This is a genomic window from Sediminispirochaeta bajacaliforniensis DSM 16054 (assembly GCF_000378205.1).
GTDB lineage: Bacteria > Spirochaetota > Spirochaetia > DSM-16054 > Sediminispirochaetaceae > Sediminispirochaeta > Sediminispirochaeta bajacaliforniensis.
The window spans coordinates 83,468-98,008 of the sequence record NZ_KB899418.1; the positions used below are offsets into that span (position 1 = coordinate 83,468).

The 14,541-nt window shown below is 53.0% G+C and carries 15 protein-coding genes; 1 reads left to right on the forward strand and 14 read right to left on the reverse strand.

Annotation, left to right across the window (positions count from 1 at the left end):
• Window positions 1-96: 96 nt before the first annotated feature.
• Window positions 97-1,512 (forward strand): hypothetical protein, encoded by a 1,416-nt coding sequence (locus F459_RS0113245; RefSeq protein WP_020613206.1) that lies wholly within the window; start codon window positions 97-99, stop codon window positions 1,510-1,512.
• 20 nt (window positions 1,513-1,532) lie between these two features.
• Here the strand turns inward: F459_RS0113245 and ptsP are convergent, their stop codons facing one another.
• From ptsP to F459_RS0113320, 14 genes are all read right to left on the reverse strand, one after another.
• Complete coding sequence (ptsP, locus tag F459_RS0113250; RefSeq protein WP_020613207.1) at window positions 1,533-4,061, reverse strand: phosphoenolpyruvate--protein phosphotransferase; 2,529 nt, start codon at window positions 4,059-4,061, stop codon at window positions 1,533-1,535.
• A gap of 14 nt (window positions 4,062-4,075) precedes the next feature.
• The gene (gene dhaL, locus F459_RS0113255; RefSeq protein WP_020613208.1) at window positions 4,076-4,702 is read right to left on the reverse strand and encodes a dihydroxyacetone kinase subunit DhaL; all 627 of its coding nucleotides are present in this window, start codon (window positions 4,700-4,702) and stop codon (window positions 4,076-4,078) included.
• Window positions 4,703-4,739: 37 nt separating this feature from the next.
• The gene (gene dhaK, locus F459_RS0113260) at window positions 4,740-5,741 is read right to left on the reverse strand and encodes a dihydroxyacetone kinase subunit DhaK (RefSeq protein ID WP_020613209.1); all 1,002 of its coding nucleotides are present in this window, start codon (window positions 5,739-5,741) and stop codon (window positions 4,740-4,742) included.
• Between the two features lie 176 nt (window positions 5,742-5,917).
• Entirely contained in the window at window positions 5,918-7,039 is a 1,122-nt protein-coding gene (locus F459_RS0113265; protein WP_169517950.1) for an ROK family protein, read from the reverse strand.
• A gap of 124 nt (window positions 7,040-7,163) precedes the next feature.
• Window positions 7,164-8,228, reverse strand: coding sequence for a reverse transcriptase/maturase family protein (locus F459_RS0113270; protein WP_020613211.1), 1,065 nt, complete (start codon window positions 8,226-8,228; stop codon window positions 7,164-7,166).
• Window positions 8,229-8,514: 286 nt separating this feature from the next.
• A complete protein-coding gene (gene avd / locus F459_RS0113280; RefSeq protein WP_020613213.1) occupies window positions 8,515-8,859 on the reverse strand; it encodes a diversity-generating retroelement protein Avd in 345 nt (114 codons plus the stop codon).
• Window positions 8,860-8,915: 56 nt separating this feature from the next.
• Window positions 8,916-10,007, reverse strand: a complete 1,092-nt coding sequence (locus F459_RS0113285) for an SUMF1/EgtB/PvdO family nonheme iron enzyme (protein ID WP_020613214.1) — start codon at window positions 10,005-10,007, stop codon at window positions 8,916-8,918.
• Entirely contained in the window at window positions 10,007-10,372 is a 366-nt protein-coding gene (locus F459_RS0113290) for a hypothetical protein (protein WP_020613215.1), read from the reverse strand. Before F459_RS0113290 ends, F459_RS0113285 begins: the two co-directional genes overlap by 1 nt.
• Window positions 10,373-10,382: 10 nt before the next feature.
• Entirely contained in the window at window positions 10,383-11,279 is an 897-nt protein-coding gene (locus tag F459_RS23240; RefSeq protein WP_020613216.1) for a hypothetical protein, read from the reverse strand.
• A gap of 26 nt (window positions 11,280-11,305) precedes the next feature.
• On the reverse strand, window positions 11,306-11,749 hold the full coding sequence (locus F459_RS0113300) for a hypothetical protein (protein ID WP_020613217.1): 444 nt from the start codon (window positions 11,747-11,749) through the stop codon (window positions 11,306-11,308).
• Window positions 11,746-12,813: a hypothetical protein gene (locus tag F459_RS0113305; protein ID WP_020613218.1), complete on the reverse strand. Its 1,068-nt coding sequence runs from the start codon at window positions 12,811-12,813 to the stop codon at window positions 11,746-11,748. The genes F459_RS0113300 and F459_RS0113305 overlap by 4 nt, the downstream gene beginning before the upstream one ends.
• Entirely contained in the window at window positions 12,813-13,865 is a 1,053-nt protein-coding gene (locus tag F459_RS0113310; protein WP_020613219.1) for a baseplate J/gp47 family protein, read from the reverse strand. Before F459_RS0113310 ends, F459_RS0113305 begins: the two co-directional genes overlap by 1 nt.
• A complete protein-coding gene (locus tag F459_RS0113315) occupies window positions 13,862-14,248 on the reverse strand; it encodes a hypothetical protein (protein WP_020613220.1) in 387 nt (128 codons plus the stop codon). The genes F459_RS0113310 and F459_RS0113315 overlap by 4 nt, the downstream gene beginning before the upstream one ends.
• A complete protein-coding gene (locus F459_RS0113320) occupies window positions 14,245-14,541 on the reverse strand; it encodes a hypothetical protein (protein ID WP_020613221.1) in 297 nt (98 codons plus the stop codon). Before F459_RS0113320 ends, F459_RS0113315 begins: the two co-directional genes overlap by 4 nt.

The window sequence follows — 14,541 nt, forward strand, 5'->3', positions numbered from 1 at the left end:
GTTATGGTGTCGATAGCTTCACTCGCATGTATCACCAATATTCGGAACACTACATATATGCTACACTCCACACGATATCGAAAAAAGGAGAACATTGTGAAACCTTGCATTCTACCAGTACTTGTAGCAATTATCTTGGTCCTAAGCGGTTGTGTAAGCAGCAATACACTTTCTGAGAATAGACCAGCCCCTCAGGCTGATGAGACCAGTGAAAAAAGCCCCGGGGCAGAGACAGCAGAAACAATAGACCAACGTCCGAAAGAAGAGCCTTTTTTTCAGGACGGCCTGTATCTCTACAATTTTGAGAAGGCCACGACATCCCCGGAGCAGGAAGCCCAGTATGCCCAATCGGGGATCCTGCTGAAACAGTCGACCATCAATATCTACGATAATGTTGTGGTTGCGGTCAAAGCGGGGCAATTTACCGATCCCGTTTCCATGCTCCACTTTACAGTGGCGGAAGACGGCTCGATGAGGTGCAGCGAAACCCCAAGCATTACAGGAAAACTTCAGGAGGACGGCTCCTTTCTTTGGGGAGGTTATCTTGAACAATTCGATTCCTTATACAAAGTTGAGGTTGAAGGATCGCTTCAGCTGGTGAAAGAAAACCTGCGGGCATCCTCCGGTTATAACGGTGTCTATCACATCACCGAATCCATGGGAGACAAGGCCTTGGAGGCAACGGTAAAGGATGGATATCTCATCTATCGTCCCATTAATCCGGAGGAAGCCGACGAAACATTCCAGGGCTGGCCCACCTTGGTACACCCCGACGGCAGCTTCAGCTCGAAGCTGGAGATCATCGTACGAACAGAGATGGGCTATTCTCTCACGGGGGACGGTGAGAACATGCAAACACAGAGCGCCGACAATACCACCTACATCATTTCAGAAGGTCATGTAGACCCGAGCGAGGGCCTGGTTCTCAACTATGCAGCATCCTTTAACACCGCCATCGACGACACATCGGGAGAGGGTACAAGGGTCTATGCAGGTATGAAGGTCGGCGACGCCCAGCTGGGAAATCTTGATCGATCCGGTTATCCGGCCCCCATGGTAAAAACGGCGGTGCAGGACGGAAAGGCAAAAACAACAGCATATTATCCCGACTGGTATCTTAGCCCTCCGCTCTTAGCCGACAAGCTTACTGCGGCGGGGGCACGACATCTATCGGACCAAGAGGGAGCATTACGTTCCGCAGAGACCATTGCAATCGGTGAGATGGCCTTTCAGCTGCAAGTCAGTCTAAAGAGTGCGGTAAACCGCTATTTTACCGAAGAAAGCTCCGGAGAAGAGCACGATAGCCAGGAATCTGTGGAGGCGATAACAGAACAGGCCTCTCAACTCCAATTCGACTATGCCGTTATCCGGTCGGAATACGACCAAGAAAGCCAAACAGCCTTCGTCCTCATCTCAGTGGATAAGGCAAAGGCCAGGGAACAGGTACGAAACTTTTTAGAAAAACAAGGGCTTGGAGACAGGTCAGAAGAAATCGTCGATACGATGGAATAATCTTCCATCGCACCATCCGGCTACCGGCCCTCCTCCAGCTCTTTAAGTAAGGAACGTATAGCCTTCGCACTCCCTTCTTGCTCCAGGCGGGGAAGAAGGGACAGGAGCTTGGACCGATCAAGGGATCTGATACGTTCTTTTGCCTCGGGTATTTTTGCAGGACTCATGCTGATCTCATCCACCCCGAGAGCCAGCAATGCGGCGATTCCGTCTCGATCGCTACCCATCTCTCCGCAGACGCCGATCCTTTTACCCTGCCGGTGTGCCGCCTCGACAGCCAGCTTGATCGCAGATAACACCGCAGGATGAAGAGGATCGGAAAAGTGAACCAGATCGGGGTTTCCCCGTTCGGCAGCCATGACATATTGGGTTAGATCGTTTGATCCGATACTGAAAAAGTCCACAGAGCTTGCCAGTTTTTCTGCAAGAAGCGCGGCCGCCGGTGTTTCGATCATAGCCCCTATCGGCAATGGCCAGCGATGCTTAACCCCTTCCCTCTCCAGATCGTTATGGATCTCTTCGATAGCGCTTCGGATTCGGATACACTCGTCAACCTCGACGACCATCGGGACCATGATCTGAAAATTGAAAGAAAAAGCCGCCCGAAGAATCGCACGAATATGGGCCGTAAAAAGCTCGCGATGGGTTTCATAGAGCCGTAGTCCCCTCACTCCGAGAAAGGGATTTGCCTCACTGGGAAGCCTCATATAGTCGATCTGCTTATCCCCGCCGATATCAAAGGTACGGATGATAACGGGCTTTTCTCCGAAAGCTTCACCGACTTTTACAAACGCCCCGAACTGCTCCTCCTCGGTCGGCGCCGTTTTTCTATTGAGAAAGAGGAATTCGGTTCGAAACAGGCCGCTTCCCTCTGCCCCGTTACGTATTGCCAGCTCGGCATCACGAGGCGATGCAATATTGGCAAAAACCTCCACCAGGCTTCCATCGATGCTGATTGCCGCTTCTTCCGCTTTTTGCCGCAACCTCTCAAGCTCTTCGCGCTTCTGCCTTTCCGCTTCCCGGGCCTCGGCAAGTTCCCCTTCCTGCGGGTCTATGGATACGGCCCCCACTTTGCCGTCGATGATGACCATCGTCCCATCGGCAACAGATTCCATGTCGGCGAATCCGCCGACAGCCGGTATGCCCAGGGCCCTGCACAGAATCGCGGTATGTGAAGTGGGCCCTCCGAAACGGGTAACCACCCCCTTTACAATGGAAAAATCAAAGGAAGCGGTCTGGGTCGGCGTCAGATCATCGGCAAAAAGGATTACCGGCGAGGATATCCCCGTCAGGAGCTCCCCGGAGCCATCCTTGCCGATAAGTGCATCATGAAGCTGAACCCCTACATCCCGTACATCCTTTGCCCGTTGCCTGAGATAGGCATCCGAAAGGGTCTCATACGCCTGGCTCACCTTTTTAACGCGAAGACCCCAAGCGTATGCGGCTTTATATCCTCCATCGGCGATCAACCGTAAGGTCTCATCAAAGAGCTCAGGATCTCTCAACAGGATCGCATGGGCATCAAAGATTTCGAGCTCCTGTTCAGAGAGCCTTGAGACAAGCATTCGCTTTTTCGCCGCGAGATCGGCCTCCACTCTTTCGACGGCTTCGGTAAAAAGCCTGGCCTCGGTATCCCTATCTTCGGCAAAAGCCTTTTCGGCTTCGAACCCATGGCTGGTAAGTAAGAAGGCCTTTCCAATCGCAATACCATCGGAGATGCCGATCAATCCTTCCGGGTTTTTCGACTCCGGCTGAGGGAGAGATTCGAGCTGCTCTTCCGATTCCCCGAAATTATCGTCGACCAAGGCCTCCACCGCATCAAGAAGGGAGGCGGCCTCGGGACCCGAAACAGAAAATCGTACCCGCTCGTTTTGCAGGACATTCAGTGAAGAAAGCCTGTTTAGGCTCCGCCCCGACACCGGACCAAGTTTCCTTGAGAGATTGGAGACCTCCACATCCGCATCGAAGGAACCGATCAATCGTATCAGCTTCGCAGCAGGGCGGGCATGCAGGCCATGCACATTGGTGATGGTCATCACCCGCTCGACACGATTGCCGGTCTCAGGGCCGAAAGAGCCGCTTGCAGCAGAGGGCGTCTCTGTCCCGGAAGCAGTATCGGCAGAAGAGGATGATGTTTCAGGTTGGTCCAGGTGCTCCTGTTTAGGCACAAGCCCGCCACGTGCCTCAAGTTCCACATCCTGAAGAGAAGACCCCAATCCGATCTGAACCGCCGCCGAGACCGCCCCCTCGACAAGAGGAGCCGAAGAGATCCGGATATGCGGTTTTTGTTCGTCGGGGAGAAATTCCAGGGCAAGTTCGGCACTCAGTACGGCACTTCCAAGGTCGGTGAGAACCAGTACCCCCTCGTCGGAATAAACGGAACCGATGGCATCCACAATGTCGCCGGCATCCGTTCCGAGTTCCTGGGCCCCCTCGCCCACTCCACCTGTCGCAACCATGGGTATAGCCTCGTTGCCGGTTCCCCGTATCAGAGAGGCCAGCGCCTCGGCAAGCTTCCGGCTGTGAGAAACAATAACAAGTCCGACCATACGAGTTTTAGTTCCTATTTCCAGGTCTCAAGAGCGGCCTTCAGCAGATAGCAGGAAGATGTTGCCCCCGGATCCTGGTGTCCTTTGCTCCGCTCGCCGAGATAACTCGCCCTTCCTTTCTTCGCGACCATTTCGATCGTCGATGCAAGTCCCGCTTCGGCCGCCTCCACGGCGCCACCCAACAGTGTGGATATATCCTTACCTTCACCTGCGAGGACTTCCATTTTCTCCACGGCGGGAACCAGGGCATCAAGCATGGTTTTATCGCCCACATGGGCCTTCCCCCGTTTTTTGATCGCCTCCAGACCAGCCCGAAAAGCTGCAGCGACATCTGCACTTTCTGCCGTATCCTTACCGTCCAGAGCTTTTGAGAAATCAAGAAAAAAACTACCGTAAAGGGGACCGGAGGCCCCCCCGACCGTTCGTATCAGGACAAACGCCGTCGATTTCAAGGCGGCGCTTATCGAAGAGGGGGACTGTTTGTCGAGCTCGGCACAAACAGCGGAAAATCCTCTGTTCATGTTGATGCCGTGGTCGGCATCCCCAATCTCAGAATCCAGTCTTGTCAGGTACTCTTTCTGTTCGGCATATACCCGTCCAAGCTCCCGCAGCCACTTTTCTGTCATTTCCAGTGTCAGCATACATTCCCTCCGATCGTTTGTAAAAAATTCTCTGAAGTCAGATCCCCCAACGCAGGCCCGCGGTATGTACAGGAGCGTCCCACAAAGCAAGCAGCTTTTCATCAGCCTTTACCGCAGAGATGGAAAACCCTTGCATTTCAAGGGAGGTAATGTAATTACCTACAAGGCGGCGTACGATTTTCAAGCCTTTTGCCTTGCAGAACTGCTCGAACTCATTGTAGAGGAGATAAAGTTCGATGAGAGGAGTACCGCCCATTCCGTTGAGCAGGACAATAAGCTCGTCACCCTTTTTATACGGAATATCGGAAACAACGGCCTCACCCATCATCTGAATATATTCATGAGCTGTTTTCTGCTTCATCCTTTCGCGACCAGGCTCACCATGAATGCCGACCCCCATCTCAATCTCATCAGCACCGATTTCAAAGGTAGGCTTGCCGGCGGAAGGAACGGTACAGGATGTCAGGGCCATTCCCATAGACCTGCCGACCTCGTTGACCCGACGACAGAATTCGGCGGTCTTCTTGAGATCATCACCACGTTCTGCAGCAGCGCCTGCAATCTTTTCCGCAATGACGGTGCAGCCTACGCCCCGTCTTCCCTCGGTATATAAGCTATCTTTTACGGCAACATCGTCGTCGATAATAACGGACTCAACGGTTATCCCTGCCTCACCACAAAGATCGGCGGCCATTTCGAAATTCATCACATCACCGGAATAGTTTTTCACGATGTGAAGAACACCGGCACCTCCGTCCACAGCCTTTGTCGCCTCTTCCATCTGATCGGGAGTCGGAGAGGTAAAGACGGCACCGGGACAGGCGGCATCAAGCATTCCCAACCCTACAAAACCGCCATGTAACGGCTCATGGCCACTTCCACCGCCTGAAATAACCGCAACCTTTCCTTTCCGTGTCTTGCTGCTACGCGTAATAAAGTTCGGATCACGGTGGACCTTAAGGATATCGGAATGAGCGAGCTCCATTCCCGTCAAGGCCTCTTTAATGACATCATCAGGCGCATTGATCAATTTCTTCATGGTAACCTCCGAAAGTTTTGCTATTTTTTTTTGCAACACCAGGATGGTAGTTCAATCCCATTATAAAACAGAATGAACATTTGTCAAATTAGTATTAACACAATTTCACTCTTCACTATCGTTCGTATGTTGCGCTACTTCAGGAATGTGATAAGAAAGAGTACCCTATGATAGATCTATGTATATCGATTAAAGTGGTCGTCAATTACAATAGTTGCAGCACCCAAAAGATTTTCATTTTCTTTGATGTTTGTCATATGGATATCGACAGTGAAAAAATTCCTCGCAATGTAAGAACCGAGTACATACTTTTTTACTGCATCCAAAAACATTTCCGGTCTATACACGACAAAACCGGAAAGAATCACCTTATCCAGGGCCATCAGGTTGACGGCATTTACAACGGCGATAGAAAAAATTCCCGCATAGTGATCAATGATATCGATAAAATAACGCTCACCAGCATAAGCTTTGTCTACGATCTGCTCCCAGGAGACAATATCCGGAACATCTTTCTGTACAGCCTTCAAAATATTAGTGATTCCATAATATTGGTATAAACATCCTCGATTTCCGCAAGCACAGGGTTCTCCGTCGAATTTAATAGACATGTGGCCCAATTCCGGCGTCAAACCGAGCTTTCCGCTATACAATTGCCGATCTTTCACAATACCAAATCCGATACCAACATACGATATTATGCACATGAAATCATCAAGGTGTTTTCCGTAGCCAAAATACAATTCCGCTAAGCTGACTGCATTTGCATCCCGTTCCAGGCAGATATCCACATCAAAATATTTTTTGAACGCCTCAACGATGTGAAAACCATGCCATAATGAAAAATCCGGAATATCACTGTCGATAATGCCATTCATGGTATCAACAGGGCCTGGGGTTGTGATCCCCAGGCCTAAGAGCGAACCCTTTTTGCATTCCGGCAGAATCGTGTTCTTTATCGCATCACTTATGATCTTTACCGCCGTTTCGGGGCTATCGGCTCTGTCAAGTGCAACTGGTTCGGAAATAAGAACAGCACCTCCAAATTCAACCAAACCAATCGTACAGCCATCTCGTGCAATATCGACACCTATGATTGTATAGCGATCGGAAACAATCTCTAAGGTTTTCGGATTACGTCCGACCCTGTTGTTTTTTACGTTAACGTCCGATTCCCGGATAAGACCTTCTTCGATTAATTCGTCAACAAGATTCGTGATTGTTGCCCGGGTTAGGCCTGTCAACCTTGCGAACTCAGCCCGTGAAAAATTCTTTTTAAAAAGATTACGAATAATCAAGTGCCGGTTATAGATTTTGTTGTAAGGTGAATTTCTCGCATGCATATTCTGTAGCGGCGCGAGAAAACTCGGGCGATATGACGGGATAATCTACCAGCCTCATGTATGCACCTGCTGAAAACATCTATTCACTTTTGCTTGGTCGCGAGACAAATACCACCTCGCTCATCACCTGCCTCCGGAGCCGAAAGGTGTTGGCGTGACTGGAATGAGCAATCCATGAGTGAACTGCGGCTCGCACACGATCTATATCGATGCGCCCATACTTGTATTCCGCAGCCAGTCTCTTAAGCCTCTTTCTCATACGCTTGACAGAGTCTTTTCTCAGCTTCCTATGCGTTGGCCAGATCCGGTATCCGAGAAAATCCAACGGTCTGCCGCCGAATCTCCGCAACGGAAACACTTGGGTTTTCCCGTTTGTATGCAGGAGCAACCTGTCCTGCAGAAACCCCTCAATCCGGCGCCTGAGATCCTGCAGGTGCTGTTTGTCGTGGTGCAGTATCACGAAATCATCCATGTACCTGACGTAGTGCCGCTCTCTGAGATCGTACTTGACGAATTTATCCAGCTCGTGGAGGTAGATGTTGGCAAACAGCTGGCTGGTCAGATTCCCGATAGGGATACCACGAGGCCGACAAGCCCCTTCCTCCACGTACGAATCTATGATGTTGTCCAGAAGCCGCAGAGTTGGCTTGCAGGCTATTCTCTTCCTCAGTAGGCGCTTGAGGATCTCGTGGTCTACACTCGGAAAATACTTCGAGATATCGGCCTTGAGAGCATAGACAGCCCCATGCTCACGTCGCACCTTTCGCATCATCCGTTCGGCAGTATCGGCTCCGGCGTGCGTTCCTTTGCCTGGCCTGCAGGCGTAGCTATCCTTGATGAAACGAACCTCCCAGATGGGCTCGATAACCGACACAATTGAGTGATGCACGACCCTGTGCCGGAACGGCAGAGACGCAACCACTCTGGTTTTCGGCTCATGCACCGTGAATAGCCGATAACCGGAGGTATCGTACTCCTCCCAGATCAACTCATTCTGGAGCTGTATCAGCTCCTCCTCGAGGCCGGCCGTGAACCGGACCACTTCATTCTGGTACCGCTTGCCCTTACGGGCTTTTCGGTAGGCTTCATGGAGAGCTTCAAATGAGTATATCTGTGGGTAGAGATTATTGTACGTCTTCGCCATCACGTTCCCTATAGAAAATCGGGGCGCCCAGAGGGGTCGGCTTCAGCCTACTGTCCCAGGCACCCCTGTTTATGTCTTTCGGCGCTTGGCCGAGGAGCACGGGTCCTTTTGATACTGCACTGGATGCGAGCCCATGAGCCCGCGCCTTCTCGCAGTTTTCAAGAGCCGGGCGGAACCCGATGTTGTTGTTCGAGTTCGACCGCAGGTTGTTCAAGTTCAACGTGAACACCCCGGCATCCGCCGCGTTGTTCCAGTTGCCACCCCGGATCGGCAGGCGCTACATGCTTTAACCCGAGCCCCTTTGGATTGCCTTAAACCAACCTCCGATCATACGCCCGATCTCGTTCAGAAGCATCGACCAGTAGTGATACTTCTTGAAAGGGAGATACTCCAACTCCTTTGCGAGACGGATTTGCGCCCGGAGCAGGTCCAGTTCAGCATCCAAGTCTTGCATCGTTGTTTTCTTGTGGTACCTGTGGTTGCACACAATGATCAGTCGCAGCAGGCGCCACATCGTGTCACGGATCTCTTGGCTTAGAACGTGCCGCTCCGACTTTGGGAACTGCCGAATTGCCGTGTATCCGTAGGCTATCATATCCTCGGTCTTCTGTCGGATTTTCAGGTCGTCCATGTTACTTCAGGATGGGCCGGGCTATCGCCCGGCCCCCAGATACCACACCCCAGATATCAGATCCCAACAAAAGCCGGGCGGAACCCGAAGATGTGGCTCGAGTACGACCGCAGGCTGTTCAAGTGCAACGCGAACACCCCGGCAACCGCCGCGATGTGCCAGTAGCCACCCCGGAACGGCAGGCGCTCGCCTACGTTCCGCATATATATGTTGTCGCCACCCAGAGATGTAAGGCCCGGAAAGAGCCCCAATTGCTTAGCAAGATCCGGTACCGTAATCCCGGCGTCGGCGGTCATGGATTCAAAATCCATACTGGCGCTTGTCGACCCGTCGCTCTGGCTGGTCACGGTGTCGTTTAACAGCACATCGCCGCTGCCTGTGGCACCGGTAGCGTCGTACTTCAACGTACCACTAGTACCAGGAGCCACAAGTGACCCGTCTTGCGCTATCGCCTTCCATTCACTCGACCCGGCAGACTGATCCTTGCTGTTGTCAGCTGCATTGTTTGACGCCAGGATCTGAATCTCACCGTCTACCAGCCGAAGACCACCAACCCACTCCCATACGTTACCATTCAGATCCGCGATCCCCGCGAAGGTATGATCGTGACGCCAGGTCGCCGGGCCGGAGCCGGTAAGGATTCGGGCGCTGCCGATCGCCTGGCCCGGTGCATACTGATCTCCGTCCTGGCGAGTGCCGGTTTCGTACGTGGCAGCGTGATCCCTACCGTAGTTGTTGTTGCCGTTCGGCATAGTGCCGTTCTTATGAGCCCAGAGAGCGATCGCGGCCCATTCGGCATTGGTCAGCAAGTGCCACCCCGCGCCTTTGGCCGAGCAGTACCCACGGGCCTGATCGGCGTCGGTGTACACCCTGGGGTCTTGTCCTGGCAAGGCCAAGGCGCGCCCGTCATGGACGACCGCCTGATACTGGCCGACCCAGATCTCGCTCTTTTCGACGCCGTTCACCAGGAAGGCGGGATGCACCCCAGACCCAAGGGACGCATCGATATCCTCGATGTTGAACTTGGGAATCCGCACCATGTAGCTGGGATATCCCTTGTCGTCGTACATAATCGTAACACGTCCGCCGGTCGCCGCTTCGACAGCCTGCCTGGCTGTATCCTTAATACTGATAATCAACCCACTCATTACTCATCTCCTCCTTCGCTGTTTTCCGGTGCGGGAGGCAAGGCCCACACATTTACGACCACTTGATCCAGGTTCACCGGCTGTTTTTCCATCTCCATGATGGCGGATCCTGATTCCGGATCTGCCTCTCCGGTTTCGACCTCAAGGTAAGCCGCCGGCGGGAGTGTTACGTTAGCCACATACCAGCCCGCCCCTTTACCTTCTACCACCTGGCCCTCATGATCGAGCGACAAGTCGATCGTGATTGCCTGGTCTTGTTGCCGTGCGGCAACATCGATCTGATACCCACCTACTTTGAGATACTTAGTTCCCATCGTGATCGGCAGGTACTCGCCTTCTGTCTGATAGAGAATCTCTATACCCATGAACTCCTCCTTATCCCTTGTTGACATTTAGCAGCGTCCAGCGCAACGCCACATTGTCGGCGCTACCCTCATGACGGATCTTGAAGCCATTTTGCTGCTTCTCGACCACCTTGACCGCGCCGATCATCCCGAAGTCCGTTGCGCTCTCGACCGTGAGATTCACGTCGTACTCAGGTGCGTTTATCGCAGGAAACGGAAGTGCAACATACACGTCCTGTACGGTGCTGATCGTGAATCCGTTCCAGCCCTGCACAATCCGACGGTCGGTGAGTGTTACCGCATCAATACTGTCCGTAGTGTCACCGGCCGGTACCGTGATCTCGTACAGCTTGAGGCCGGAGTCCGGGATCTCTTTGGCGATGCTGACACGATATCCACTCCCATCGTGCCAAAGGTATGCCCAGTACGTCTCCGCAGCTGATCCGGGATTTTGGGGAACCGTGACGTGGTAGTCATCATCAGGGACATACCGAACATCTCCATCGATATACGCGATAGACCGATCCCCTGATACATACGCACCCGTCCGTGTCAGATGAAGAGCACGGATATCGCTTTTCACCAAGATGACCCCCTCAACCACCCATTTGTTTTTGAGTACCGCCGTTCCCTGACTAAGCACCCGCTCACGGAGATCCGTGATACCCTTCCGGTTCACCCCAACGCCGGACAGTGCCTGCGCAATAGCTGAAATGATGGCATTCTGCGCTTCATCGTCGATACCTTGCTGTAGGTTCTGCAGTTCTCCGTCCGTCTGGTCCACACGCCCCTTCAGGTACACAGTCCTGTTCGCAAGTTGCTTTGCCTGCAGATTACTGATTCCGTCTGGGCCGCCCAGCACTGGGTCCGTGGTCTCGATCTGGTATATACCGCCTTCCCAGACCGATGATTCTTGTACATTTGCCATGGATCACTCCTCCTTTATGGCTTGGTTTAGAAGATGATCAGCCATTGTCCCTCGATGCTGATATCCGATTCTTTTTCGATCGCCTTCGTTCGATGTTTTCGTGCAAACAAAGCGCCGTCGGCCGTGAGAAGCCCAAATTCCCCGATCGACATACCGTTCGCTTCGGTGACCAAAAGATTCCAGGCAATCTCAACCTGACCAGGCGCCGGATACGAGAATGCCTGCACCGGCTTCATATAAGCCGATGTGATTCCGGTATCACCTGGCGTTGGAGTCGACTGGTTGGTCCCGAAGGCGATTCTGTCAATACTTCTTCCGCTTACCTCACCAGAAATCAACCTCGCCATCACCGAACGCGCCGCGTCGACGATTAGATTCCGGTCTTGATACTCAAGAACCAACTGTTCGCCTCGATATACCTGCATACGAAAATCGCCCCGCACAGGCACCACCTCTCTTTGTGTAATCATGCAACCTCCTCTCTGTAGAACTCGTCTCCCTCATAAAAGATGCCGTCGTAGTAGCTCTTGACACCGTCATGCCGCAATAGTCCATCGTACGGACTGCACCAGTAGCGCATCCGTCCATCAAACCTCCGGTGATGACGAACAATAAATGGCATTGAAGTGTCGATAATCGCGTCTTGGACGCTGCCGTAGGAAAGCCCTTGATACAACAACCGACCGTCGTGGTGCGCCACAATCGTTGCGCGATCAGACAGTGAAACGTCCACTTCGGCCTGCAGAACGTCTCCGCCCGTACTGCTATACGTCGCCGGGTTCGGAATTGTTAGTGGCACCAAGAGCAATGAACTCCCGATGTAGTCAATCTCTGCTCCGTATGTTCGGGATCCCTGGTACTGTTCTGGGATCGCGACCTCATCCAGCATGGTTCCTACCACAGGGTGAAACTGGTTATGCAACCAGCCGCCACCATAAGTGGCGGCACCGTCAAACATCTGCCTGAAACCATGGTCGTGGCGGATGCGACTGTTGTATCGCAGGCCACGCGGGTAAACGTCGCGATCCTTCGTGATTACCGACACCAAAGACTGATCGCCAAGCACAACTCGCTCCACGTACCGAAACCAGTCCGCTATGGTGAGCTCAACGTTCGGATTGAGTGTTTCGTCCAGGAAGCTCCATAGCCACATACGGTCTGCATCGCTGAGGTTCAGAACCTTGACATAGACTTGGAGAAACTCCTCTGTAAGTAGATACCTGTCGCCAAAATGCCCGGTCAGCTGCCCTTTGACGTATACTCGCTCACCGGCCTTGGATAGAAAATAAGAGGCTGCAGTGACACGCAGCCGGTATTCCTCTGAGGTATCTCCCGGGAGGCGAGGAACAAACAGCGCTTTTCCGTGCTTATTAAGCGCGGCATCGTCACAGAGGTATGGATACCGAGCAAACAACGCCGTCTGGGCATCGTTTCTTACCACGCCAAACACCTTGCCCAAAACGGAGAACAGGCTCCCGCGATTCTTTTTTTCTATCCCTGGCGGCGCCACAGCTTCCTTGATCCATTCGATCATCACGTAGCCACCTTAGTTGCAGTGACAGAAGCGGTAATTATGCCGGATTCGTCCGGCTCGACGTCTCGGTCGGGGCTGAGTATCTCGACGGTATCGACATCAACATCATCATAGAGAGCGTACAGATCTCTGATCGCGAAACGACTACCGATACCAAGGCCGTAGACATAATTCTCAGCGATCAATCGGACATCCGCATCGGTGGCCGCGCCAGTAAACTCTATCTGCACGGAAATAGTCGTGGTGTCAGGAGGTTTGACCTGCACGTCGAACCCCATCAGCTCATGATCGTGCAATGCGGCATCGACAGCCGATAGCAATTCAGATCCAGGAACTCCGTTCACTGCTGCAATGATTACGTCCGTGCTACCGGGACCTCGAGGCGTGCGAATGATCTTTGCTTCCAAAACCCCGTCGACAGATGTTGCGTAGAACTTGTATGCCGCTCGGGTGTCGCCGAGACTCTGGCTCTGCCATCTATCCTTTATCCGGCTTCGATACGGCGCATCTTCCTCCGCATCTGTTCCAAGAGCCTCAATCCAGTCTGTGGGAACGGTGAGCAACTCCACGCCGTTGACCACCTTGGTAAGATAGATGGACGTGCCCGGAGATACGTTGTACTCAGAACCAGGTATCGCAGCGGTCACCGGAAGGGAAAACTCGCCCGCTTGAAACGTAATATCCTGCGATACCCGGAACCTTAAATCAGTACCGGTTACCGCAACCCAGCTTCCTGCCGAAATAGCGCCGGCGGCGTACGCCTGTCCAATGAACGACCCGGTTGTCCTTTCGGCTTGTTTTCGCGTAACACCAAGCAATACTCCCCACATTGCCAAAAAATCACCGGAGGCATCGTCGAGTGTCGCATTTAGATAGATCGGATTGATATCCGATTCGTACAACTGTTTTATCGACGCGACAATCGTCTCCAGAAACCCCCGAAGTACTCCGGTAGACTTGAAGTTTGAGATCCCCGTCTCCTGTGTGGCAATTGCGAAGACTTCCTGCCTGATCTCCTCTTCCGTCTTCTCCAGAAATGATGGATCGCTCATTCATTACCTCCGCCGAACAAGTCCGCCAGGTCGAACCTGAGCGCCTCCTGAGTGACGGCGGACAGCGGGCGAAACACCAACTGAAACCGACCGTCCTCGAGGCGAGAGCCACGAACCGAGGAGGCGTCCACCCGGGGATCCTTTAGCGCCAGGCGCTCGAGCTCCTGGATTATCCCTTCTTCACTTGCTGTTGGATCGTTAAGGAAGTTGTAGAGCTCACTCCCTGCCTCCAGGTCCCACTTCACGCTTCCACGTGGGATAGACGCCTCCTCGGCGATATCCTGAGCGACTAACGCGCCGCCGGATATGGTCTCCACATCTCCCGCCGGCAAAAAGACCAGATCCCGATCATCACCCAGTTTGATATCAGTCCCGTAGTTCACGACAGACCGCCTTTGCCGGCGAGCTCATATCCCTCATTTGGAGTTGTTATACTTCCAGTTACCGGCGTTCCAGTTCCATCAAGCAACGTCGTGTTGTACGCGCCTGGAGGTGTCGGCGGCAAAATCGCCACATCCTGCCCGGCGTCAATAGTCACTGACACATGCGCCGAGGCTATGTGCTCGGTGATAATGTTCGCCAAGCGCTCCACAAACTGGTCCTCGTTGACCGTCCGGTCGTGGTAGAGCGTCCTGAGCTGGTCTTTGAATGTCGCGTCATGGTCTACCATCCCCAT

Excerpts from the sequence above, each read along its gene's own strand:
- avd (WP_020613213.1), bottom strand. The coding sequence starts at position 8,859 with ATGGACGACCTGAAAATCCGACAGAAGACCGAGGATATGATAGCCTAC.
- F459_RS0113305 (WP_020613218.1), bottom strand. The coding sequence starts at position 12,813 with ATGATCGAATGGATCAAGGAAGCTGTGGCGCCGCCAGGGATAGAAAAA.
- F459_RS23240 (WP_020613216.1), bottom strand. The coding sequence starts at position 11,279 with ATGGCAAATGTACAAGAATCATCGGTCTGGGAAGGCGGTATATACCAG.
- F459_RS0113270 (WP_020613211.1), bottom strand. The coding sequence starts at position 8,228 with ATGGCGAAGACGTACAATAATCTCTACCCACAGATATACTCATTTGAA.
- F459_RS0113285 (WP_020613214.1), bottom strand. The coding sequence starts at position 10,007 with ATGAGTGGGTTGATTATCAGTATTAAGGATACAGCCAGGCAGGCTGTC.
- dhaL (WP_020613208.1), bottom strand. The coding sequence starts at position 4,702 with ATGCTGACACTGGAAATGACAGAAAAGTGGCTGCGGGAGCTTGGACGG.
- F459_RS0113300 (WP_020613217.1), bottom strand. The coding sequence starts at position 11,749 with ATGATTACACAAAGAGAGGTGGTGCCTGTGCGGGGCGATTTTCGTATG.
- dhaK (WP_020613209.1), bottom strand. The coding sequence starts at position 5,741 with ATGAAGAAATTGATCAATGCGCCTGATGATGTCATTAAAGAGGCCTTG.
- F459_RS0113310 (WP_020613219.1), bottom strand. The coding sequence starts at position 13,865 with ATGAGCGATCCATCATTTCTGGAGAAGACGGAAGAGGAGATCAGGCAG.
- ptsP (WP_020613207.1), bottom strand. The coding sequence starts at position 4,061 with ATGGTCGGACTTGTTATTGTTTCTCACAGCCGGAAGCTTGCCGAGGCG.
- F459_RS0113320 (WP_020613221.1), bottom strand. The coding sequence starts at position 14,541 with ATGGGGATGGTAGACCATGACGCGACATTCAAAGACCAGCTCAGGACG.
- F459_RS0113290 (WP_020613215.1), bottom strand. The coding sequence starts at position 10,372 with ATGGGTATAGAGATTCTCTATCAGACAGAAGGCGAGTACCTGCCGATC.